This is a genomic window from Flavobacterium agri (genome assembly GCF_013401995.1).
In the GTDB taxonomy this organism is placed as follows: Bacteria; Bacteroidota; Bacteroidia; order Flavobacteriales; family Flavobacteriaceae; genus Flavobacterium; species Flavobacterium agri.
Genome location: NZ_JACBJI010000006.1, coordinates 219,786 through 243,389 on the forward strand (window position 1 = coordinate 219,786; position 23,604 = coordinate 243,389).

Consider the following 23,604-nt stretch of genomic DNA (forward strand, 5'->3'; position numbering starts at 1 on the left):
CACGCTCCAACCGAATTGTCTACTTTTGTAAAATGCAACAGCACGAAAAGTTCATGAAACGTTGTTTGGAACTGGCTTCGGCCGGATTGGGTAGCACCTATCCGAACCCGATAGTCGGAAGTGTGATCGTTCACGAAGGCAAAATCATAGGCGAAGGTTGGCATCGGAAAGCCGGTGAAGCCCATGCCGAAGTGAACGCCGTGAATTCCGTAAAGGACAAATCGCTGCTCAAAAAATCGACGATCTACGTGACGCTCGAGCCTTGCAGCCATTTCGGGAAAACGCCTCCTTGCTGCGATTTGATCATTGCGAACGATATCCCGAACGTAGTCATCGGTTGCGTCGACCCGAACGAAAAAGTGGCCGGGCGAGGCATCGCGAAATTGATGGCTTCGGGCAAAAAAGTCACGCTCGGAGTTCTCGAAAAAGAATGCATCGCACTAAATCGCAGATTTTTCACTTTCCAGAACAAAAAACGCCCTTACATCATCTTGAAATGGGCGCAAAGTGCCGACGGTTTCATAAGTCCCGAACGAAAAACAGAAGCGAAACCCGTGTGGCTTACGAATCAGTATTCGCGTCAGCTCGTACACAAATGGCGCACCCAGGAACACGCGATCCTGATCGGGACGCAAACGGCGATTGACGACAATCCGTCGTTGACCGCACGGGATTGGCACGGACAAAATCCGATCCGCATAGTTATCGACCGATCGCATCGAATCCCAAAAGAAAATCATATATTTGATAGTCAGGCGAAAACGATAGCACTTTCTGAACAGCCATCGGATTGGGCACAAACGGAAATCATCGATTTTGAAGGAAATCTCGTCGAAGAAATCTGTAAGTCACTTTTCAGAAATGACATACAATCGGTGATCGTCGAAGGCGGAAGACGACTTCTGCAAACCTTCATCGACGCCGGAATTTGGGATGAAGCGAGGGTTTTCAGGTCTGAAACTGTTCTGGGAAATGGAACGAAAGCTCCTTTTTTCGATTTTATGCCCCATTTGAAAGAGAATATCCGCAAGGACGAACTTTTAATGTACCGCAACCATGATCAACACGATTATTTTTGACTTTGGCGACATTTTCGTGAACCTGGACAAGGAAGCCTCGATCGAAGCCTTCAGGAAATTGGGGCTCGACGGTCCGAATGAAGAGCTTGTGGCACTCAACGACCAATTCGAGAAAGGCCAGATATCCGAAGAAAAATTCCTCAACGGCTTTTTGAAATACATTCCGAATGCTTCCCTCGAGGAGATAAAAGCCGCATGGAATCTCGTCATTGGCGATTTTCCGCTCGAAAGGCTCGAATTCCTTCAAATGCTTTGCGGACGCTATAAAATGTTCTTGTTGACCAATACAGACCAAATCCATATCGCGCATTTCGAGGAACTTGTCGGCTCTACTTTTGCGGGCGATTTTTACCGTTGCTTCGAGAAAGTATATTATTCGTACGAAATGGGCATGCGTAAACCCGATGTGGAAATCTTCAACTACATCATCCGCAAACACGACCTGTCGCCTAAACGCACCTTGTTCATAGACGACAAGAAAGAGAATACCGATGCTGCGCGCCAGGCCGGATTACAGGTCTGGAACCTTCAGGTAGGCGAAGAAGATGTCGTACATTTGTTCGACAAAAAATTCGAGACCGCTTAATTGGACGACACTTACAAAACCATTTCGCAACCTTCCGAAGAAACGCTGTACAAAGAAAAAGGCAGTAAATTCTTCGGATACGCTTTTCCCGTAACTTCAGAAGACGAAGTCAAACAATACCTTGAAGTACTGCGCAAACAACACACGGGCGCGGTACATTTTTGCTACGCGTTCCAAATCGGCACCGAGAAGATTTACTATCGCGCCAATGACGACGGCGAACCGTCGAACTCGGCGGGAATGCCGATTTACGGACAAATCCAGTCGTTCGGAGTGACGAATGTACTCGTGGTTTCTGTGCGGTTTTTCGGAGGCGTGAAATTGGGTGTCGGCGGGTTGATCTCGGCCTATCGCACATCGGCACAAATGGCGCTCGAAGCGTCGGAAATCCTCGAAAAGACAATCGACCTACAGTATAAGGTAACTTTTGAGTACAAAGACATCAACAAGGTAATGCGCATCCTTCGCGAGAAAAACCTGCAATTGGTTTCCCAACGCATGGAACTCGACTGTGAGGTCGTATTTGCCGTGAGAAAGAAAAACGCCCCGGAAGCGATGGGTGCTTTCGAGGCGGTTTATGGGATTTCTATTGTTGAGATCGGATAAATTTCATATCCATTTTTTTGCCAAATCATTCTTCGCTTTCAAACTTTTCAAGTATCGTTTTGATGTAATCCGGAGGCGAAATCGGACGCCCGTTTTTGATGTCGACGAACACTAAAATGAAATGGGCCGTTGTCAATAACTCACCGTTTTCGTTTTCGATTTTACAGTCGAATTCTATCTTGACAGAGGCGTGTTTTTTTAGCTTTGTCTTAACAGTTAAAAGTTCGTCGTATCTCGCCGGCTTTTTGTAATTTATGTGCATCGAAACTATGGGCAAGGCGATGCCGTCCTCTTCCATCGATTTGTAGGAAACACCAAGCTTCCTGAGCCATTCCACGCGGCCTATCTCGAAATACGGGATGTAAGAACCGTGATAAACGACACCCATTTGGTCGGTTTCTGAGTACCTTACGCGAACTTGAATCTGGTCTTCTCTCATGAAATTTTAATAATCAAATTTTAACATTTTTCTAACGATTTGCTTACAATAATATTTTTGAAAAATCAACTTCAAAATAATTTTTTTTTAACGATTTTTGTTCACATATTTGTTCTCCCGAACGAGGTACAAGAGACGCCACTTTCCTTTTGTAAGATAACCTTTAATAATTAAAAATTTTACAGTCATTTATGAGCAAAACTGCGCAATCGGTATGGGAAAACTGTCTTTCATTTATAAAGGACAACATCCAGGAGCAGGCTTACAAAACCTGGTTCGAACCAATCAAGTCAGTTGAGCTCACCGACAACGCACTTTACATTCAGGTTCCCAGCAAATTTTTCTACGAATGGCTCGAGGAGCACTATGTGAAATTGCTAAAGGTCGCCCTTACCAAAGAACTCGGAAAGAACGCGAAGTTACTCTATAAAATCAAGATGGAGAACACGTACGGCAATAAACAACCGTTCACCGAACAGTTGCCAAGCGCCCACCGTTCACCTATGCGTGCTCAGGAAGTTGACGCTCCGGTGCGCAATCTTAGCCCGGAACTCAAGAATCCTTTTGTGATTCCAGGTATCCGCAACCTAAAAATCGAATCCCAACTCAACCCGAATTACAGTTTCGACAATTTCCTCGAAGGAGATTCGAACCGTTTGGCGCGTTCTGCCGGTATGGCCGTCGCAAACAAACCTGGAGGAACATCTTTCAACCCGCTTTTGATTTTCGGAGGCGTCGGATTGGGAAAAACGCACTTGGCGCACGCCATCGGTGTTGAGATCAAAGACAAATATCCCGAGAAGACCGTACTGTACATTTCAGCCGAGGTTTTCACCCAACAATACATCGATTCCGTAAAGAAGAACAACCGAAACGATTTCATCCACTTCTATCAATTGATCGATGTACTGATTATCGATGACGTACAGTTCCTTTCCGGAAAATCGGGAACGCAGGATGTATTCTTCCACATTTTCAACTATCTGCACCAAAACGGCAAGCAAGTCATTTTGACTTCCGACAAGGCGCCGGTTGACATGCAGGACATCGAACAACGTTTGCTTTCGCGTTTCAAATGGGGATTGTCCGCAGAATTGCACCAACCCGATTACGAAACCCGCGTTTCCATCCTCAAGAACATCTTGTATCGCGACGGCGTGGAAATGCCCGAGGATATCATCGAATACGTTGCACGTAACATCAAGACGAACGTGCGCGAGCTCGAAGGCGCGATCATTTCGTTGATTGCCCAATCGTCTTTCAACAAAAAGGAAGTCACGCTCGATCTGGCAAAAAACGTCGTCGAGAAGTTCGTGAAGAACGTAAAGCGCGAAATCTCGATCGAATACATCCAGAAAATCGTGTCGGATTATTTCCAGCTCGACATCGAGACGCTTCAGTCGAAAACAAGGAAACGTCACGTAGTGCAGGCACGTCAGTTGGCCATGTTCTTTGCGAAGAAATTCACGAAGGCGTCGTTGGCGAACATTGGCTCCCAAATCGGCGATCGCGACCATGCTACCGTTTTGCACGCTTGCAAGACCGTCGACAATTTGGTTTCTACCGACAAGCAGTTCAAGAAATTCGTCGAAGACATCAACAAGAAACTTTCACTGTAACCATGCCCGTTAAAATCCTGATGGTCTGCCTTGGAAACATTTGCCGTTCTCCGTTGGCGGAAGGACTTTTGGCATCCAAATTACCCAAAGATCAATTTTTAGTAGATTCGGCCGGAACCGGCAATTGGCATGTCGGCTCTTGCCCAGACGAACGTTCGATAGAAGTCGCTCGCCGCAACGGATTAGACATTTCACATCAACGCGGGCGCCAATTCAAAACATCCGATTTCGACAATTTCGATTACATCTACGTCATGGACGCGAGCAATTTGCGCAACGTCCAAAATATGGCGCGAAACGAACAGGAACGCGATAAGGTAAAACTCATTCTAGACGAGCTTTTCCCGGGCGAGAACATGGACGTTCCCGATCCTTATTTCGGATTGCACGACGGATTCAATTCGGTGTACCGCATGCTCGACGAAGCAACCGGGAACATAGCCGACAAACTAAAGGCAAACCACCCATGAAACCGTTTACTGTTTTGGGGAAATTGTACCTCATCCCGACCACGCTTGGCGAAAACGACGATCCGGACGACGTTTTGCCGCAAACCATAAAACGCACAATCGACTTCATAAACGATTATATTGTCGAAAATGAAAAGACGGCAAGGCGTTTCATCAAATCGATACATCCAGAAAAAAAGCAACCCGATCTTCACATTTCGTTGCTCAACAAACGCACCGAGGAAAGTGATCTTAAAACCATGATCGAGCCTTTGCTTCACGGCAAGAACGTAGGATTGATGAGCGAGGCCGGTTGTCCAGGCGTTGCCGATCCGGGCGCGGTGATCGTGAAGTTGGCGCACGAAAAAGGGATACAGGTCGTTCCATTAGTCGGGCCTTCCTCTATTTTATTGGCGATGATGGGTTCGGGAATGAACGGGCAGAGTTTCGCTTTCAACGGTTACTTACCGATTGACAAGGCCGAACGAAAAACGGCGATCAAGAATTTCGAGAAATTGTCTTCGGATAAGAACCAATCGCAGTTGTTTATCGAAACGCCGTACCGCAACAACAAATTCGTAGAGGATTTACTTCAGGCATTACAACCGAACACACTTTTGTGCATCGCGGCCGACATCACTTTACCGACCGAATTCATCCGCACGCTCAAAATTTCGGATTGGAAAAAGAACCTACCAGATTTACAAAACCGACCTGCGATTTTCATCATCCATAAAAATTAAAAAAACCTGCCGAGAGACAGGTTTTTCCAGTTTTCTTGATCTTGTATTTTTACAGCTGAACCGTCGCATTGCTGTCGGCCACGATTCCCGAAGTCTCATAACCGCCGAACTTGCGCATATAACTGCGGATTGACGTTCCGTAGCCGTCGCGCAAATAACGTCTGCCGTTGCTTTTGAAAAACCGCTTCACCGAACCCGCTCCGCCCAAATGCGCGGCCGCCAAAATTCCCGATTCGGTAATCTTAATACCCGAAACGGTCTTGCCTTCGTATTTGGCAATCTCGTCTCGCAATTCGTATTTGTTGCGCGCGCACAACGCTTCGAACGCTTTTTCCTGAAGCCTCGGATTGTGAAGGAAGTTGTTGAAATCCCTAATCCCAATGGCGCGCAAAGCGGATTTACCAAACTGGTATTTACCCATATAGCCGAATGTATTGACCAATTTATATTGGCCTTGGGATTCGCGCGTGGCGATGGCTTCTTTGTAAGCCACGAAAAATTTGGCGGTAAAAGGGATTTTTTGGTTGTCGTAATCGGCGGAAACCAACGACGGATAGTTGTAGGAGAGTTTGTCTTCGCCACTGGTGTTGAACCAATCGTGAGCTTCGAGACTGAACGGTTTGAAACCGGAGCTCAAAAATGCAATAATAATGGTGATGCTAACGTAATATGCCCATTTTTTAAACATAATTTGGATTTCTTTCGGCGGACGTCACCAAAAAAGACATCAAAATCGTTCAAGAACGGCTTGTCATCTTTTTGGCTTAACCTAGCTGAGGCAGAAGCGCTTGTAAGCGAATTCTGCTCAAAATTCTAGGTATCTCACTGAAAATTTCTGCGGGGGCAAATATACGACAATAATCTAATTACTGAAAATCAACCAGTTAATGTTTTCTAAAAATAAAGCGGGCGGAATTTCACATCTCCGTGACCATTAACCTCAATAGTAGGTGCGGGAATTTTGATGGTGTTCACGACCGAAAATAAAGTTTTCAACAAATGGGAATTTGTACGGATTTTCGTCAAATCGGCATCGAGGCTGAAGTAATATTGACGCAACTGGCCTTTCTCTGGAAGAAACACCAAATTGACGGGATCGTTCTCACCCGTGACCATTCCCGTCGCGCCATATCCGAAGGCGACATTGAGCCATTTCGGGATGATTTTCGACTGTTTAAAGAACGAATGCACGTTTGCCGAAAGCCAATACGTCTGTCCGTTATAGTCCTTGAAAATCTGTTCGGTCATCGTGCTGCCCAAAACGTCGGGACGAACCGAGGCGTAAGGTGATTTATGGAACGAGAATTTGGGCGTGATGCGCTGTTCTTTCCACAATAATTCCTGTCCGATGAACAACAATGTTCCGGTTGCGTTTGCAGCCAAATCCCCGGTTGACGCACCCCATTCTTGCGAAAATCCGTCGAATATTTCGATCGCGGATACGAAAGCGAAACCCGTGGCCGCTCCGTAAATCGAGCTTTTGCGCTGACTCATTCCGCTCCATTTGAAAAGATTGGCGCTTTGGTTGCTCAAATGATACGTCGAAAACACATGCCCGACTTTGTCCATCTGCATCCATTCGGCATTGTCGTTTATGAAATGAAAATCGGAGCGGTCGTAATCGGCATACCAAAGCTGATTGAGCGCGGCATACGTTCCGACTGCAAAAACCGATTCCGCGATGATGACGCCGTTTCTTCTGCCGACGTTCAAAGAATCGGCCGGCTTCAGGAATCCATCAAGCCCATTCTGCGCCAAAGCCGACGTCGTGACCAGGAACAAGAATAGCCCGAAAAAGAGACGCGCCGGTTTCATTTTATCGTTTGATGCCTTGACTGTTGATCCAAGCCACATATTTCTGGCGGTTCACTTCGTGCTGCGCCGCAGTTACGGCAAATTCATGATATCCGAAGTTGGTCACGCTTGCGCAGAAGTAAATATAGTTGTGCTTTTCAGGATTCAAAACCGCGTCGATAGCCGTAATGTCGGGCATCGCGATCGGCCCCGGAGGCAAACCGTTGTTCGCGTACATATTGTAAGGAGAAACCGTCGCCAAATCTTTGTTGAGCACGCGTTTGATCACCTGCGTCCAATCGCCCGAATTTTTCTTCACGGCGTAAATCACGGTCGGATCGGCCTCGAGCTTCATGCCTTTTTCCAATCGGTTCAAATATACGCCGGCCACGCGCGGACGCTCGTCGGTCTTTACCGTTTCCTTGTGCACGATAGACGCCAAAGCCGAAACCTGAAGAGGTGTCAAACCAAGCGCTTCAGCCTTTTGAGTGCGCTCGCCATTCCAGAAATTGCGATATTCCTTAGCCATGCGGTCACGGAATTTTTCGGCATTCGTATTCCAGAAAAATTCATACGAATTCGGGATGAACATACTCAAAACGTTGTCTTCGGTAAAACCGTTTTCCTTTAGGAATTCAGGATCGAGAAACGCCTTCATCAAGCTTGTGCTGTCGGCTTCGATCTGTTGACCGATGCGCCCGGCAAGATCCTCGAGACGCTCTTGGTTGTTGAACGCGATATGCACGGGAACCGGTTGGCGCAACGAATTGATGATCTCATTGCTGTTCATACCTTTTTTGAAGATGAACTTTCCGGCTTTGATATTGGTGATGTACGATTTCTTTTCGGCAACCGATTCGAATTTCGACATGTCTTCGATGTACGGGCGGACAATATCTTTTACCTGATCGAAATCGGAATTGGTAGGAATGAAAACCGCGATTTCCTTGTCTTCGAATTTGGTGTTCGACGAAAAAATATTGCGATAAAGGATATATCCGTAAACGATGGCAGCCGTCACGACCAAAACCGAAACGATGCCTATGATCTTCTTGAAATTCACTGTTTTTTGTTGTTGATTAATTGATAGAACGCTTCGTCCTTGAATTTTCCGCCGATGCGGTTCCAGTCTTTTTTGACACCGCCAAGAACGAAGCCAAATTTAGTAAAAAGCTCCACACTGCGCGTATTGTCGGTATCGATGTTCGCAAACAATTGATGCAGCCCCAAATGCGCGAACGAATATTTGATGAGCAAATCCAAAGCCTCGCTTCCGTAACCTTTGTCGCGGTTGGCCTTGTCTTTTATGACGATTCCGATCCCGGCGCGATGATGCCTCGGATCGTAATCGAAAAGATCGATCAAACCGATGGTTTTCGCACTGCCTTGCTTGGCGATCGCAAGCCGTAATTGTTTCGCCTCATAAATGTCCTGTTGGGCGTTTTCAAGATATTGCTTGATCAAAAAACGGCTGTAAGGTGTTTGCGTGTTGCTGACTTCCCAAACCGATTCGTCGTTCTCGATCGCAAAAACGAAGTCGAGGTCTTCGGGTTCGAGCGCACGAAGGAATACTTTATTTCCGGTAAGGGTCAGCATGGAAAAACACCGTCAAAGACATATGCGGCGGGTCCGATCAGGAAAACATCGGTAAAATTGCCTTTGTCGTGAGAAAAAGAAACCTCGAGTTGACCGCCTTGCACATTGAGTCTGATCCTGTCGGAAGTCGTCTTTCCGAGCGTATACATCGCGATAGCGACCGCAGTCACGCCAGTTCCGCACGAAAGTGTCTCGTCTTCGACGCCTCTTTCGTAAGTGCGTACCGAAAAACTGCCGTCGGCTTCGGGCTTGACGAAATTCACGTTGCTGCCTTTTTCGCCGTAAAGCTCGCCGTAACGTATCGCCTTGCCTTTTCCGAACACGTCGAAATTCTTGAGATCGTCGACCAATTCTATATGATGGGGCGAACCCGTATCGAGAAATACGTAATTCGGATAGACGTTGACCGTATCGACATCTTTCATCTGAAGCGAGATGATGCCGCCTGAAACATTGGCGTAATGCGGTCCGTCCGAAGCGATGAAGTCTGCCGTATCGTCGATCAGGCCGAGATTTTTGGCGAATGCGACGAGACAACGCCCACCGTTTCCGCACATCGACCCTAGATTGCCGTCGGAATTGTAATACACCATTTTGAAATCGGAATCGGTGTCGTCTTCCAAAAGCAACAATCCGTCACCTCCGATGCCAAAACGTCGGTCGCAAAGGCGCGCTACGAGTTCGGTATCATTTTTGGGAAACGTGAGTGAACGGTTGTCGATCATCACAAAGTCGTTGCCCGTTCCTTGATATTTCGAGAATGCGATTTCCATAGTCCAAAAGTACGAACATTTAAAGTAAAGTTAAACGCTGTTAAGGCGTGGTTAAAGTGATTTTTCGAAAACAATAATCTAATATTTTTGATGTTAAATTCATAGGTTATCAAACAAACAATCGATGCCTGATTGATGATTCAAAATTAATTTGTGATTATCTCAAGCAATTCCAAAAACATTTAAATAAAGATGAAAAGATTCTCTAGTTTATTCCTGGTTTCGTTGTTAAGCGGAGGCATTACGCTTGGCGCTTACAAATTGTTGTCTGAGGAGAATGCATTCTCTGACAAAAAACAGATCGTTTCCGTCGCTCCCGAAAATTACACGCGAACCGTGGGTTTCGGTGGCGCTGAAAATGTCGATTTCACCCAAGCGGCAGACAAAGCCGTGCATTATGTTGTGCACGTAAAGAACGTTTCGTATCGTTCGGTTTCGCCTATGGAACAATTTTTCTACGGATACCGCGGCGGCCAGCAACAAGAGCAAGTCGGTACGGGTTCTGGCGTGATCATTTCAGAAGACGGTTACATCGTGACCAACAACCACGTGATCAAAGACGCTTCGGAACTCGAAGTGACGCTCAACAACCGCAAATCGTATAAAGCAAAATTGATCGGTACCGATGCAAAAATGGACATTGCGTTGCTCAAGATCGACGCCGACGACAAACTTCCGTATACGACTTTCGCGAATTCCGACAACATCAAAGTAGGCGAATGGGTACTTGCCGTTGGAAATCCGTACAATTTGACGTCGACCGTAACCGCGGGTATCGTTTCGGCAAAAGCGCGCAATTTGAGCGGCGACGGATTGCAATCGTTCATCCAGACCGACGCAGCCGTAAATCCCGGAAACTCAGGTGGCGCACTTGTAAACACGAGTGGCGAATTGGTCGGAATCAACACGATGATTTCTTCGATGACGGGTTCTTATGTGGGTTATTCGTTCGCGGTTCCGTCTAACATCGCGCGCAAAATCGTAGAAGACATACTCGAATTCGGCAATACGCAACGCGCCATCATGGGCGTCCAGGGCACCGAACTCAACAGTCAGGTTTCGAAAGAACTCAATTTGAACCGCACCCAAGGATTCTATATAGGAAGCGTCAACAAAAATTCGGGAGCCGAAAAGGCCGGACTCAAAAAAGGCGACGTGATCACCAAACTCGACGACCATGACATCTATTCGTTTGCCGATTTCAACGGCGTGATTTCTACCAAACGCCCGAACGACGTGGTGAACGTGACTTTTATCCGCGATGCGAAAACCTATTCGGCTTCGGTGAAACTCATCAAGAACGAATTCGCTTCGGTAGATTTCAAAGGAATGGAATTGTCGAATTTGACCGATTCCGATAAAAAACGCTTCCGTGTGAACTACGGGCTTAAAATCGGCGAGGTCAACAACGAAAGGCTCGCAGAATATAAAGACGAACTCGAAGGCGGCGTGATACTTTCGATCGGGAACGTAAAAGCGACCGATGTGGAAACGATTTCGGGTCTTCTCAAAAGAATCGACGACAACCAATCGGTACAAGTACAACTGATGACGAGCAACGGCGAAATGGTGCGCGTGATCATGTAAAGACATAGATTATAGATTTGGGAAAGCCATTCGGAAACGGGTGGCTTTTTTGTTTGCACGTATCCGACTCAAAATCCAGCAGTTGTCGTCTCAATTCGGTTTTCGCCGATTATACGTCTTTTATTGCGAAAAAAGCAAAAATTTGTTTTACGAAAACGTTTGAAATGCGTTACATTTGCGCCAAAATCAGCAAATTCACTAAATCTTACACCACAACTAATGACTACAGCTAGCTTATACGAGAAAGAAGTAGCTTATCAAGCTGACAGAAGACGCGCCGCCGTTGAGTTCATCCGCATCGTTTCCGACCTTTGGTATGACAAATCGATCGAAATGGTATTGTTCCGCAACCAGCTTATCAATTGCAACGTGAGCGACATCATCAACCTGCACGAATATGCGGGCGAATTCGTAGGAAAACCGATTTCGGTATTCGATTCGGTAGAGATCGCACAGGCCATCCTTTCTATGGATTTGCCGCCAGCCAAACTCGACATCGGTAAACTCACGCACGAATACCGTTCGGAAGACAACCACTATCCGAACGCCACGTCTTTCATAATAGACAAGCTTGCGAACGCACGCGATTTCAAGAACAACAAGCCGAAAGACGTCGTGCTTTACGGATTCGGTCGCATCGGACGTTTGCTGGCTCGCGAACTCATGTCGAAAACCGGAAAAGGCACGCAATTACGCCTTCGCGCTATCGTGACACGCGATAAGAACGACGCGGTTTCGCTTGAAAAACGCGCTTCTTTGTTGCGTTACGATTCAATCCACGGCGACTTCCAAGGTTCGGTTATTGCCGATGCCGACCAAAAAGCGCTGATCATCAACGGAACGACCGTACATATCATTACCGCAAATTCCCCAGAGGAAATCGACTATACCGAATACGGCTTCAGCGATGCTTTGGTCATCGACAACACCGGCGCTTTCACCACACAGGAAGCACTTGCGCGCCACTTGACCTCTAAAGGTGTCAACAAAGTATTGCTCACCGCTCCCGGAAAAGGCGTACCGAACATCGTACACGGCGTAAACCAATTGGAATACAGCCCGGACGAAGTCGATATTTTCTCGGCCGCTTCTTGCACTACGAACGCGATCACTCCGATATTGAAAGCGGTTGAAGATACTTTGGGCGTCGTAAAAGGGCATTTGGAAACCATCCACGCCTATACGAACGACCAGAACCTCGTGGACAATATGCACAAGAAATACCGTCGCGGACGTGCTGCAGCTTTGAACATGGTCATCACCGAAACCGGAGCCGGAAGCGCAGTGGCAAAAGCATTGCCTTCACTTGCCGGAAAATTGACTTCGAACGCGATCCGTGTACCTGTCCCGAACGGTTCGCTTGTCGTTCTTAATTTGGAAGTGGAACGCGAAACTTCGATTGAAGAGGTGAATTCGATCATGAAACAATATGCGCTCGAAGGCGAATTGGTCGAGCAGATCAAATATTCGCTCAACAACGAATTGGTTTCTTCGGATATCGTTGGAACATCTGCCCCATCCATTTACGACAGCAACGCCACGATCGTTTCACCGGACGGCAAGAACATCGTGCTTTACGTTTGGTACGACAACGAATACGGATACAGCCATCAGGTGATCCGCTTGGCGAAATATATTGCCAAAGTGCGTCGTTATACGTATTATTAAGATATCTCACTTCACTAACTGTTTGAAATCCGTCATGAAATGGCGGATTTTTTTGTACTTTCAAGGTGCACATCAACCAAAACATCCATCATGAAAATCTTGAAACTTCTACTCGTCTGCCTTTTTTGCACATCGGGATTTGCCCAGGCCGATACCAATTACGACAAGGCTTTGGCCGAAAAACTCGGAGCCGACGAATACGGCATGAAAAAATACGTGTTGGCGATATTGAAATCGGGCACGAATACCACGACCGACAAAAAAATTACGGGCGAGCTTTTCAGGGGCCATATGGACAACATCAATCGCCTGGCTGCCGAAGGAAAACTGATCGTGGCCGGACCGCTAGGCAAAAACGACAAGAACTACCGCGGCATTTTCATCCTAGATGCCAAAACAATAGAAGAAGCCCAGGCGTTGGTCGCAACCGATCCGGCCGTCAAGGAAAAACTGCTTGACGTGGAACTGTACGAATGGTACGGAGGCGCGGCGCTTCCCGAATATCTCAAAACACAGGACAAAATCACTTTAAAGAAACACTGATGGCCGAAAATCAGCGCATGGTTAAACTGTTTAAGGATCTGTTCGATGGCGATCCTTGGCTTGACGTTACGACTTTGGGTACGTTGCAAAACGTTTCGGCTCAAAAGGCGGCACGGAAACCGTCTGCGATTTCCAATTCGATTTGGGAAACCGTGAACCATGTGATCAGTTGGCGCGAAGTGGTTTTGGACAGGATTCATGGAGCTCCGGCCAACACACCTTCACACAATTATTTCCTGCCCGTTGAAGATACTTCGGAAAAAGCATGGCAGGAAACCTTGCAAAAACTCGAAAAGACACAACAGGTTTGGCTGGATTTTCTGGAATCGGTTACCGAAGAAAAACTATCGCAACGCTATCTTGATTCGGAATATACCGCATATGATTTGATTTACGGCATAATGCAGCACGACGCCTATCACTTGGGCCAATTGACGTTGTTGGCTAAATACGATCTCTGAATCAAGAGCGTTCCGTTACCGCTTTGTTGCTTTTGAGATTTCCGATCTTGTTTTTGAGGATCGGAGTCAATTTTCGGATGACGAATGCAATGGCGATTCCCGTAATGAAACCACTGACCAATCCGATGCCGAAACCTAAGCATATCGCTTTGAATTCGGTCCACCACTTGAGGACGTTGTTGAGGAACCAAAACGTGAGCGTTCCCAAAGCCGCCGAGCCGAAAGTAGAGAATACGACAACAAACGTCCTGAATCCTTTCGCGACCGATTTTTGCGCAATCCCGACTATAATCGAGGCCGAAAGCGCGCCCATAGCGATCAATCCGAAAATGGTCAACAATGCGAGAATCGTAAGTATAATACCGACGGCGAGACACAGAAGTACCGCAATCACGCCGATAATCAGTATCGCGAACAGGAACAGGTTGAATTCCTCATCGTCGGCATTAGGAGTCTGTAAAAGCAAACTTACGAGCGGAAGCCGATTCAGTCCAAAAATGATTTCAGGCAACATCAGTTCTGATGGTCAGACTTTGATTTCGTAAGGTAATACACCGGAATCCCGACGAGCATGATCGCGACACCCCAACCGCACGTATCGGTCTTGAACCAAAGCAGTGAAATCGAGATCGCGGTGGCTATGATGATGTAAAACCCAGGCAAAATCGGATATCCGAACGCTTTGTACGGACGTTCGGCATCTGGCATCGACTTGCGCAGTTTGAAAATCCCGTAAATCGTAAGGATGTAGAATATGAGCACGATGATGACGACGAAATCGAGCAAATCGCCGTATTTTCCCGTCAAACACAAAGCCGACGCCCAAACACATTGCACCCAAAGTGCCCAAGCCGGGACGCTGTGCTGGTTGAGATGCGCCGCTTTTTTGAGGAAAAGACCGTCGTTGGCCATCGTGTAATAAACCCTAGCGCCTGCCATAATCAATCCGTTGTTGCAGGCGAAGGTAGAAATCATGATCATGACCGCGATGATGTACGTTCCGACGCCTCCGAAAATATATTCCGAAGCCACTACCGCTACCCTATCGGACGGAGCCGTCGCGATTTCCTGCATCGGCACGACCGCGAGATACATTACGTTGGCCAACACATAAATCACGCTTACGGTCAACGTTCCCAAAAACAAACTGAGCCCGACGTTGCGCTGCGGATTCTTGATTTCGCCCGCTATGAACGTCACACCGTTCCATGCGTCGCTCGAGAACAACGATCCGACCATTGCCGCCGAAATCGCTCCCATCAAAGCCACACCGCTTACAGGCGACCAGATTCGGGTTTCGGCATCCATCGATTGCGTCATTAGACCGCTCGCGAAATTCGCGTCCCAGATTTCGGATTTGGCCGCAAGCAGCAATCCGAAAACGATCAGTCCGGCAAGCGAAAGTATTTTGATGATCGTAAGCACCGTTTGCAGGATCTTTCCATTTTTCACTCCACGGCTGTTTACATAGGACAGCAATACAATGGTCACGATAGAAACGATCTGTGCCGCACTGATTTTGAACGAGCCTGCCTCGAACAGGAAATTGTTTTCGCTGAACGGCTCGTACAAATAAGCCGCGAACTTCGAGAAAGCTACGCCCACGGCCGCAATCGTACCGGTTTGGATAACGGCGAAGAAACTCCATCCGTACAGGAAAGCCGTCAGTTTGCCGTAAGCCTCCTTGAGATAGACGTATTGCCCGCCGGCTTTTGGAAACATGGCACTGAGTTCGCCATAACTCACGGCGGCGATCACGGTAATGAGTCCCGTCAAAGCCCAAATGAGCAACAGCCATCCGGCCGACCCGACCTGGCGTACCATATCGGAACTCACGATAAAAATCCCGGAGCCTATCATAGACCCGACGACGAGCATCGTGCCGTCGAGCAATCCTAATTCGCGTTTGAAATGTTCTTGTTCTTGCATTGGTTTGGTTGGTTTAGGTGCGAAACGTCGCTTCAATCCGGACGTCTCGGGTCGGATAAAGATAAAGAAAAGCCTTTATCCTACAACCTTGCGATCAGCAACGGGTTTTAATTTTGAGCGGTTGCAAAACGGTGTCCTTGTCGGTTTCGGCATTGAACCATTTTTCATAATCGATGTAGTACCACCTGCTTTTCCTATATTCAAGATAGCCTTTGATTTGACTGAAATTCGGGACGTTATCGTCTTCATAATCAAAAGCATCCTGATGGATTCTGAACGATTTGACTTTTTGCCAATGACGACCACACAACGTATAAATCTCGCAAGTGCTGATGTTCGTAAAGCTGTAATTGTTGAGTACGAGTGCAATCTCGTCTTTATGATCATGGTTGACATCGCCCAAATTGATCAGGCAATACAAGCCGCCGCCCGAGGCCAGATGCAAGGTATCTGATTTCTTGTCACTTGTCGTAAGGATGACTTCGGCATCGATGCGGCCGAAATAATTTTGGATGGAATCCCATTCGGCACTCGGGAAAGAATCGATCGGTTTGTGCGTTTTTCGGTTTACGACGTCTTGATGGATCGTGTCGGTTTTTCCGTCACCGTCGAAATCTCCGGTAATCGATAACTTTTTCAAATACACTATAGAATCGTTGGCTGTGACCGATGGTACATACTTCGAACGGGTTTTACCCGAAATTTTACCGTTGCCTTTGTTCATGCAAGAACACAAAATGACAACGGTCATCGCAAAAATCATCCGATTCATCATTGGTTTTTGGTGCTTTATTTTCTAAGTGAAGGTTCCCAAGTCGTGTGAAGATAGCTATTTTCAGCTACACTTTTGAGATGACCAATCGGTATGGTCGCGCCCGTCGTAACATTTCCAGCTTTTAAGGATTTTCTGCACTTGCCAAGTATTGCCGATGCGTTTGGCCGTCATGTCAATCTTGATGGCTTTTACGGAATCGTCATCCAGATTATCGTGGATCAAAGTGATCTCGAAATGTTGCGGACCGATTTCTTTTTTGGAAAGCTGCAAATTTGGCGTGCCTTCGCGAGTCGGGTAATCGTAATAAAGCACGATCAATGCTTCGGGCGTCGCGATAGCTGTATTGTGCGCGATTTTAGCATTGAATCTTCGAGAGTCGATTTCTTTTGACGATTCACATGAGATTACAAACACACATACAAGTGAAAAAGTAAGACTCTTGATACAATTCAATCTCTTACTTAACATCCAATTCCAAAATCTCCTTTTTATACGCTGCAGGAAGTAAAATATTTTTCACCATCCAGTCCATTTTCATGAGCTTGCTGATTTTGTATAGGGGAACGATTGGTGTGAGCAGCGAAAAATCGTCAAAATCCAAAAGCCTTTTCACATGATCGGGAACCAGCAATTTTTGAGCTTCCAAAAGCACTTTGAACCGCATCGCACCCAGATGTTTTTTGTACTGTTTGAAAAGGTCGGCAGTGTAGACACTTTTTTGAAGGTTTTCGTTGAGATGCGATTCGCGAACCGGCAGCCATTCGATATAATTCGACGGTAGATTCACAAGTCCCATCCCGATTCCGACGCGATAAAAAACGTCGTAAACCTCCTGTTTTTCGTCATCGTTTAATTTTCGTTCGAGCAATTCGTAGGACGCGATCGAATAATGGATCAACATAAACAACACATCGCGATACGCCCAATCGGGAATTGAAGCGCCACGGTTATTCTCGACGGCCGAATGTATCTGACGCATGGAACCGATAGCTTTATTCGCCTGATCGGTCGTCGCGAACACGATTTTGCGCGCATAGGAAACGGTAGAGAAAAGGCGTCCTAACGGATCGGAAGGCAATTTCCCGGTGAAGTAAAGCCAATCGACAGCCTTGTTAAGCGCGAATTCGGCCGAAGCGCCCGCAAAAATGAACAATACGGTATCGCTTTTACCCCAAATTTCCCTGACGATAGATGTTTCTTTCGCAAAAAATGACATAGTTCTGTTTTATCAATTCCACAAAGTGCCGTCGAGCCCCAAAATCGTCCCGACCCACAAGCCAAAAACGTATATAAAGAAGCTCAGTACTGCTGCCCAAAAGCGCATCCAACCACCTTGGACACGCAAATGGTCTAATTTGTAATAGAAGAATCCACCGACGGCACCGGCGAACGGCACAACAATCAGCGGACGGATCATCCAATATTTCGGCCACGCCGGATTGGTATCTACAGGCAGCAGAAACAGCCCGATCAGTAAAAAAGCGATTCCCGCTCCTTGCAACATACGGATTCCGAGAGATTGCGAATGGATATCCTTGTTTGTCAAATGGTTTGTGGTTGTCATATCTAATAATTTATATTCATAAAGTACTTTGAAATACAAAGTTATTTATTTTATCGAAGTCGGCTACATTTTTTTTTTAAAACTTTTCTTTTACCCCAATTTTCAGATATCAACCTTGCAATAACTACTTGATAAACTGCAAGAAACACAAAGCTTTGCGTGATTATCTTAGCGACATGCAACGGTTACTCATCGGCACATCGGCTTATAACAACGGTTATTGGAAAGGTCTCTTTTATCCGTCGGACATGCCTTCGAAACAATGGTTCTCGTTTTATTGCGAGCATTTCGGTACGTTCGAGATCAACGCTACGTTTTACCGCTTCCCGACGTTGAAAACAATGAAGACGTGGCATCAAAAAAGTCCTGACGGTTTCGTGTATTCCGTAAAAGCCCCGAAATTGATCACGCATCTGAAGCGCTTTACGGACTGTGACGAAGAAATCGCACAGTTTTATAAAGTTTGCCATGAAGGTTTAGGACGAAAATTGGGTTGGATTCTGTTCCAATTACCACCTTCGTTCGCTTATGACGAATCAAAATTGGACATGATCGTCGACAGCCTCGACAAAACCTTTTTCAATGTCGTCGAATTCCGTCATCGGAGCTGGTGGCGCGATGATGTTTTGGAAAAACTCGAACAAAACAACATCGGTTTTTGCAGCCCGAGTTACCCGAATCTTCCCGAAGATATCGTCATTTCGAACGGAACGGCTTATATCCGTTTGCACGGAAAACCGAAATTGTTTTATTCCGCTTATAGCCGTGAACATCTTGAATTCCTGCTTAAAAAATGTGAGGATGCGAAAACAGTGGTGATTTATTTCAACAACACCGCGAGTACCGCGGGAATAGAAAATGCGCTCGAATTGAAAAAGATGATTTCGCGAAAAACACATAATGACTATCTTTAAGAAAACGAACCGACATGAAAAAAACGATTGCCTTCATCACCGATATGCACCTCTTTGAAAAGCTTCCGGTGCAGACCGACCAACTGCAACATTGGCAACAGGTTTTGGACGATGTTCGTGAACGAAAGGTTGATGAAATCGTCATCGGAGGCGATATTTCGGAATCGGAACACTATGCCTATTTTTTCGAATCCTTAAAAGGTTTTGACGGTCGGTTTCGGATCATCGCAGGCAATCACGATGTCGTGCCCGCTTTGCTGCATCATTTCTCTAATCCCGAAAATGCAGATTCGGCCGAACTCTACTATAGTTTTTCGGATGAAAATTTTTTGTATTTGTTCCTCGATTCGTCTTCAAATCACATAAGCGAAGCTCAACTGCATTGGCTAGAACAAAAACTTGAGGCCAATCATTTTAAGGTTTTGCTGTTTGTCCATCATCCGATTTATGAAGTCGATACGTACGTAGACCGTAAATATCCGCTGCAGAACCGCGAAACACTTCAGGAAATGCTATCGGACCAAAACCAGGAAGTTTTTATTTTTTGTGGACATTACCATTGCGAGGATGAAACCGGAACGGGTGCCATTTCACAATATGAAACGCCCGCTGTTTCCTACCAGATTAAAAAAGGAACGGATGACCTCGATGCACATGCCGAATATTTCGGCTACCGGTTGATTACGATCGATCATGGCAATATCAGCAATCAAATCGTACGACTTACCTAAAAACAAAAAAGCTTCCCGAATCAGGAAGCTTTTTTTATTGCGATAATCGATGTGGATTATACTTCGGCAGCAGCGATCAAGTTCAACGCAGAACCTGCAACGAACCAACCGATCTGGCCTTCGTTGTAAGTGTGGTTGGCCATGATGATATTTTTAGAACCGTCTTTGTGGACGAATTCCAAAGTCAATTGCTTGCCAGGCGCGAATTCGGTCAAATCAAGGAAGTTGATCGTGTCGTCTTCCTGAATTTTGTCGTAATCGGCCTCATTGGCGAACGTAAGCGCCAACATACCTTGTTTCTTCAAGTTCGTTTCATGGATACGGGCGAACGATTTAACCAAAACCGCCTTCACACCCAGGAAACGTGGCTCCATCGCAGCGTGCTCACGTGACGAACCTTCACCGTAATTGTGGTCACCCACTACGATCGACGGGATTCCCGCAGCTTTGTAAGCGCGTTGAACCGCAGGAACGGCATCGTATTCACCTGTCAACTCGTTTTTCACGGAGTTCGCTTTCATGTTATAGGCATTGATCGCGCCGATAAGCATGTTGTTCGAAATATTGTCCAAGTGTCCGCGGAAGCGCAACCATGGTCCGGCCATCGAAATGTGGTCGGTCGTACATTTCCCGAATGCCTTGATAAGGAGTTTCGCTCCCGTGATGTTCTTTTTGTCCCAAGCCGCGAATGGCGCGAGCAATTGCAAACGCTCCGAAGTTGGGCTTACGGCAACCTGAACGTTCGATCCGTCTTCGGCCGGTGCTTGGTAACCCGCATCGTCCACCGCGAAACCTCTTGGCGGCAATTCGCTTCCTGTCGGCTCGTCGAGTTTCACTTCCTGTCCGTCTTCGTTGATCAACGTATCGGTCAACGGGTTGAAGCTCAAGTCTCCGGCGATCGCCAAAGCGGTCACCAATTCCGGCGAACCTACGAACGCCAAAGTGTTCGGGTTGCCGTCGGCGCGCTTCGAGAAGTTACGGTTGAACGAGTGAACGATGGTGTTGCGTTCTTCTTTTTCAGCGCCTTCACGATCCCACATACCGATACACGGTCCGCAAGCGTTCGCGAAAACAGTAGCGTTGATTTTGTCGAAGATGTCGATGAATCCGTCGCGCTCAATAGTGTAACGTACTTGCTCAGAACCCGGAGTAATCGTGAACTGCGCTTTGGTCTTTAGTTTTTTGTCCGCGACTTGTTTGGCCAATGAAGCCGAACGCGCGATATCTTCGTAAGACGAGTTTGTACAAGATCCGATAAGTCCAACCTGGATTTGAAGCGGCCAGTCGTTCTTGATCGCTTCTTCTTTCATTTTCGAGATGGGCGTAGCCAAATCCGGGGTGAAAGGTCCGTTCAAGTGCGGTTCGAGCTCCGAAAGGTTGATTTCGATGATCTGGTCGAAATATTGCTCAGGATTTGCATAAACCTCTGGGTCGGCAGTCAAATAGTCGGCGATTTCGTTTGCGGCATCGGCCACATCGGCACGACCTGTCGAACGCAGGTAACGGTCCATCGAGTCGTCGTATCCGAAAGTCGAAGTCGTGGCCCCGATTTCGGCACCCATGTTACAGATTGTTCCTTTTCCGGTACACGACATGTTCTTTGCTCCTTCTCCGAAATATTCTACGATAGCTCCGGTTCCGCCTTTAACGGTAAGGATTCCGGCTACTTTTAGAATAACGTCTTTTGGAGCTGTCCAACCTGACAATTTTCCTGTCAAGTGAACTCCGATGAGTTTCGGAAATTTCAATTCCCAAGCCATACCCGACATTACGTCTACGGCATCTGCCCCACCTACTCCGATGGCAACCATTCCGAGACCTCCGGCGTTTACCGTGTGTGAATCGGTTCCGATCATCATTCCGCCAGGGAAAGCGTAGTTCTCAAGCACCACTTGGTGGATGATTCCCGCTCCCGGTTTCCAGAATCCGATGCCGTATTTGTTCGAGATCGACGAAAGGAAGTCGAATACTTCGTTTGATTGTTGTTTGGCACGTGCCAAATCGGTTTTGGCGTCAACTTTTGCCTGGATCAGGTGGTCGCAGTGAACCGTCGTCGGAACGGCTACCTTGTTTTTACCTGCGTGCATGAACTGCAAAAGTGCCATCTGCGCGGTAGCATCCTGGCAAGCCACACGGTCTGGAGCAAAATCTACATAATCCTTTCCGCGGGTAAAAGCTTTGGAAGGCATTCCTTCCCAAAGATGGTTGTATAAAATCTTTTCTGAAAGAGTTAGCGGACGGCCCACGATCTCACGCGCTTTATCGACGCGTGCAGGCATGTTCGCATACACTTTTCTAATCATTTCAATATCAAAAGCCATAATATTGGTTTGTTAAATTTGTGTGCTGCAAATTTACGCAATTAGCCTCATAGCTGAAATATTTTTAATAAAATGAAGGAATCGGGATATTATTATTTCCAATCACGAAGTTTTACTGAAATTAATTACACAAATCATAGATAACCCTAAAAATTTTACCGATTTGTTAATTTAAAATCAAAATATTGCCGATTTGAAAATTCGACCTGTTTTCACCTGTAAGCAATCGACTTAAGAATCATTCTAAATTGCGTGATGAAATCGTTTTCGTTACCGCTTTCGGTGCGTTTCGCTCAAATCTGTAATCGGTTTTTCGAAATAGCGATAAAGAAGTGCACTCATCAAGACGGTCAATCCCAAATAGAGCACGGCCGTAAGATGCCAACCGAAATGCGGCAGGAAAAAAGCATGCAGCAATTGCATCACGACACCGTAATGCAGCAGATACATAGAATACGATATGACGCTGATGAACGTAAAGGGCTTGCCGATTCCGTAAGGCCGCGACTTCCAGGCCGAAAACAACGGCAGCATGGCCGCAATCGAAACAGAAAGCATCGGCAGGAAAAATACGTTCCAGAAAAAATGGTGCTTATCAACGGTTACGCCAAAAAACGAAGCTCCGAAAATAAGGAACGTTCCGAAACAAATTCCCGAAAATGCCGCAAGCCATCGGGTTTTATACCAAAACTCTGTTTTGTTGAGCGCCAACCAACTGCAAACTACGCCCGTAACGATCGCATCGACGCGATATACGACGACGCCTTTGAGGTAAAGATTCCATTCCGCAAGCGAATTGTATCCGGTCGTAAGCGTATAATAGATTTTGGTCGAGATGAAAATCGCGAAGACGAAAACGATAACACCGAAAAACAACTTGCTCTTTTCGGCCTTCCTAAACACAAAAACGGCCAACAACAATACTATCGGCAAAAGCACATAAGCGAATTCCTCTACAGACAAACTCCAGCTTTCAGGAAAGAAAACCGGCATCTGCGAATTGAAATTCTGGACGAAAAAGAAATACCGCCACAGACTTTGAATGTCATATCCGATTACGCCCAAAGCAATACCGATATTCACGCATAGAATCAGGAAGTAATTGGGCAGCGTGCGAAACCAACGCCTCTTAAGAAAAGAACGCACCGATTTAGATGTGAAAGCACCATCGGTAAACTGCCGAAACAGAATCTTTCCGATAAGGAATCCGCTTAATACGAAGAAGATTTCAACGCCTAAAAAACCGAGCAAACCCAAAAGGATATTTACGGTCGTGTACTGCTGCGGAAGAATCCAGGTGAGATGACCGAGCAAAACCATGACGATAGCCGAGGCGCGCAATGCATCCAGCCCGAAAATCCTGTCGGTAGGAAAAAAGTAGTTTTGCTCCATAAATCGGCCGGATTGCCCTTTCTTTCAAAGGTATA

General features: G+C 46.5%; 26 protein-coding genes. 12 read left to right on the top strand and 14 right to left on the bottom strand.

The window, feature by feature from the left end:
- Positions 1-32 precede the first annotated feature (32 nt).
- From ribD to HZF10_RS14370, 3 genes are read left to right on the top strand one after another with little or no spacing between them, the layout of a single operon-like run.
- Positions 33-1,079 (top strand): bifunctional diaminohydroxyphosphoribosylaminopyrimidine deaminase/5-amino-6-(5-phosphoribosylamino)uracil reductase RibD, encoded by a 1,047-nt coding sequence (gene ribD, locus HZF10_RS14360; RefSeq protein ID WP_176006914.1) that lies wholly within the window; start codon positions 33-35, stop codon positions 1,077-1,079.
- Complete coding sequence (locus HZF10_RS14365) at positions 1,057-1,665, top strand: HAD family hydrolase (RefSeq protein WP_176006915.1); 609 nt, start codon at positions 1,057-1,059, stop codon at positions 1,663-1,665. Before ribD ends, HZF10_RS14365 begins: the two co-directional genes overlap by 23 nt.
- Positions 1,666-2,271 carry an IMPACT family protein gene (locus tag HZF10_RS14370; protein WP_176006916.1) on the top strand — a complete coding sequence of 202 codons (606 nt, stop codon included), beginning with the start codon at positions 1,666-1,668 and terminating at the stop codon, positions 2,269-2,271. It begins immediately after the preceding gene.
- Between the two features lie 25 nt (positions 2,272-2,296).
- Here HZF10_RS14370 and HZF10_RS14375 read toward each other — a convergent pair whose 3' ends face one another.
- On the bottom strand, positions 2,297-2,710 hold the full coding sequence (locus HZF10_RS14375) for an acyl-CoA thioesterase (RefSeq protein ID WP_176006917.1): 414 nt from the start codon (positions 2,708-2,710) through the stop codon (positions 2,297-2,299).
- Between the two features lie 191 nt (positions 2,711-2,901).
- Between HZF10_RS14375 and dnaA the strand changes: the two genes are divergently transcribed.
- Genes dnaA through HZF10_RS14390 form a run of 3 tightly spaced genes read left to right on the top strand, consistent with a single transcriptional unit; the run spans position 2,902 to position 5,521 of the window.
- Positions 2,902-4,329: a chromosomal replication initiator protein DnaA gene (gene dnaA / locus HZF10_RS14380; RefSeq protein WP_176006918.1), complete on the top strand. Its 1,428-nt coding sequence runs from the start codon at positions 2,902-2,904 to the stop codon at positions 4,327-4,329.
- Between the two features lie 2 nt (positions 4,330-4,331).
- Positions 4,332-4,799 (top strand): low molecular weight protein-tyrosine-phosphatase, encoded by a 468-nt coding sequence (locus HZF10_RS14385; protein WP_176006919.1) that lies wholly within the window; start codon positions 4,332-4,334, stop codon positions 4,797-4,799.
- Entirely contained in the window at positions 4,796-5,521 is a 726-nt protein-coding gene (locus HZF10_RS14390; RefSeq protein ID WP_176006920.1) for an SAM-dependent methyltransferase, read from the top strand. Before HZF10_RS14385 ends, HZF10_RS14390 begins: the two co-directional genes overlap by 4 nt.
- A 49-nt stretch (positions 5,522-5,570) precedes the next feature.
- Here the strand turns inward: HZF10_RS14390 and HZF10_RS14395 are convergent, their stop codons facing one another.
- From HZF10_RS14395 to dapF, 5 genes are all read right to left on the bottom strand, one after another.
- A complete protein-coding gene (locus HZF10_RS14395) occupies positions 5,571-6,209 on the bottom strand; it encodes a transglycosylase family protein (RefSeq protein WP_176006921.1) in 639 nt (212 codons plus the stop codon).
- Between the two features lie 206 nt (positions 6,210-6,415).
- A complete protein-coding gene (locus tag HZF10_RS14400) occupies positions 6,416-7,336 on the bottom strand; it encodes a DUF2279 domain-containing protein (protein ID WP_176006922.1) in 921 nt (306 codons plus the stop codon).
- 1 nt (position 7,337) lies between these two features.
- Positions 7,338-8,378, bottom strand: coding sequence for an endolytic transglycosylase MltG (gene mltG / locus HZF10_RS14405; protein WP_176006923.1), 1,041 nt, complete (start codon positions 8,376-8,378; stop codon positions 7,338-7,340).
- A complete protein-coding gene (locus HZF10_RS14410; protein WP_176006924.1) occupies positions 8,375-8,911 on the bottom strand; it encodes a GNAT family N-acetyltransferase in 537 nt (178 codons plus the stop codon). The genes mltG and HZF10_RS14410 overlap by 4 nt, the downstream gene beginning before the upstream one ends.
- On the bottom strand, positions 8,905-9,684 hold the full coding sequence (gene dapF, locus HZF10_RS14415; RefSeq protein WP_176006925.1) for a diaminopimelate epimerase: 780 nt from the start codon (positions 9,682-9,684) through the stop codon (positions 8,905-8,907). Before dapF ends, HZF10_RS14410 begins: the two co-directional genes overlap by 7 nt.
- A 192-nt stretch (positions 9,685-9,876) precedes the next feature.
- On the opposite strand from dapF, the gene HZF10_RS14420 reads away from it, so the two are divergent.
- The 4 genes from HZF10_RS14420 (at position 9,877) to HZF10_RS14435 (ending at position 13,943) form a co-directional block, all read left to right on the top strand.
- On the top strand, positions 9,877-11,271 hold the full coding sequence (locus tag HZF10_RS14420; RefSeq protein ID WP_176006926.1) for a trypsin-like peptidase domain-containing protein: 1,395 nt from the start codon (positions 9,877-9,879) through the stop codon (positions 11,269-11,271).
- Positions 11,272-11,490: 219 nt separating this feature from the next.
- The gene (locus HZF10_RS14425; RefSeq protein WP_176006927.1) at positions 11,491-12,939 is read left to right on the top strand and encodes a glyceraldehyde-3-phosphate dehydrogenase; all 1,449 of its coding nucleotides are present in this window, start codon (positions 11,491-11,493) and stop codon (positions 12,937-12,939) included.
- Positions 12,940-13,029: 90 nt separating this feature from the next.
- On the top strand, positions 13,030-13,482 hold the full coding sequence (locus tag HZF10_RS14430) for a YciI family protein (protein ID WP_176006928.1): 453 nt from the start codon (positions 13,030-13,032) through the stop codon (positions 13,480-13,482).
- A gap of 17 nt (positions 13,483-13,499) precedes the next feature.
- On the top strand, positions 13,500-13,943 hold the full coding sequence (locus tag HZF10_RS14435; RefSeq protein WP_176006929.1) for a DinB family protein: 444 nt from the start codon (positions 13,500-13,502) through the stop codon (positions 13,941-13,943).
- Position 13,944: 1 nt separating this feature from the next.
- Here HZF10_RS14435 and HZF10_RS14440 read toward each other — a convergent pair whose 3' ends face one another.
- The 6 genes from HZF10_RS14440 to HZF10_RS14465 form a co-directional block, all read right to left on the bottom strand.
- Entirely contained in the window at positions 13,945-14,457 is a 513-nt protein-coding gene (locus tag HZF10_RS14440; protein WP_176006930.1) for a hypothetical protein, read from the bottom strand.
- Positions 14,457-15,872, bottom strand: coding sequence for an APC family permease (locus HZF10_RS14445; RefSeq protein WP_176006931.1), 1,416 nt, complete (start codon positions 15,870-15,872; stop codon positions 14,457-14,459). Before HZF10_RS14445 ends, HZF10_RS14440 begins: the two co-directional genes overlap by 1 nt.
- Before the next feature lie 94 nt (positions 15,873-15,966).
- Positions 15,967-16,647: a hypothetical protein gene (locus tag HZF10_RS14450; protein WP_176006932.1), complete on the bottom strand. Its 681-nt coding sequence runs from the start codon at positions 16,645-16,647 to the stop codon at positions 15,967-15,969.
- Between the two features lie 60 nt (positions 16,648-16,707).
- Complete coding sequence (locus HZF10_RS14455) at positions 16,708-17,061, bottom strand: hypothetical protein (protein WP_176006933.1); 354 nt, start codon at positions 17,059-17,061, stop codon at positions 16,708-16,710.
- 43 nt (positions 17,062-17,104) lie between these two features.
- Entirely contained in the window at positions 17,105-17,863 is a 759-nt protein-coding gene (locus tag HZF10_RS14460; protein WP_176006934.1) for an oxygenase MpaB family protein, read from the bottom strand.
- Positions 17,864-17,875: 12 nt separating this feature from the next.
- Positions 17,876-18,211: a potassium transporter KefB gene (locus HZF10_RS14465; RefSeq protein WP_217703389.1), complete on the bottom strand. Its 336-nt coding sequence runs from the start codon at positions 18,209-18,211 to the stop codon at positions 17,876-17,878.
- 176 nt (positions 18,212-18,387) lie between these two features.
- Between HZF10_RS14465 and HZF10_RS14470 the strand changes: the two genes are divergently transcribed.
- Together HZF10_RS14470 and HZF10_RS14475 are read left to right on the top strand one after the other, a co-directional pair.
- Positions 18,388-19,125 carry a DUF72 domain-containing protein gene (locus HZF10_RS14470; protein ID WP_176006935.1) on the top strand — a complete coding sequence of 246 codons (738 nt, stop codon included), beginning with the start codon at positions 18,388-18,390 and terminating at the stop codon, positions 19,123-19,125.
- 14 nt (positions 19,126-19,139) lie between these two features.
- The gene (locus HZF10_RS14475) at positions 19,140-19,856 is read left to right on the top strand and encodes a metallophosphoesterase family protein (protein ID WP_176006936.1); all 717 of its coding nucleotides are present in this window, start codon (positions 19,140-19,142) and stop codon (positions 19,854-19,856) included.
- 56 nt (positions 19,857-19,912) lie between these two features.
- Here the strand turns inward: HZF10_RS14475 and HZF10_RS14480 are convergent, their stop codons facing one another.
- Both HZF10_RS14480 and HZF10_RS14485 read right to left on the bottom strand, forming a co-directional pair.
- Positions 19,913-22,177: an aconitate hydratase gene (locus tag HZF10_RS14480; protein ID WP_176006937.1), complete on the bottom strand. Its 2,265-nt coding sequence runs from the start codon at positions 22,175-22,177 to the stop codon at positions 19,913-19,915.
- Between the two features lie 270 nt (positions 22,178-22,447).
- Complete coding sequence (locus HZF10_RS14485) at positions 22,448-23,569, bottom strand: acyltransferase family protein (RefSeq protein WP_176006938.1); 1,122 nt, start codon at positions 23,567-23,569, stop codon at positions 22,448-22,450.
- Between the last annotated feature and the right edge of the window lie 35 nt (positions 23,570-23,604).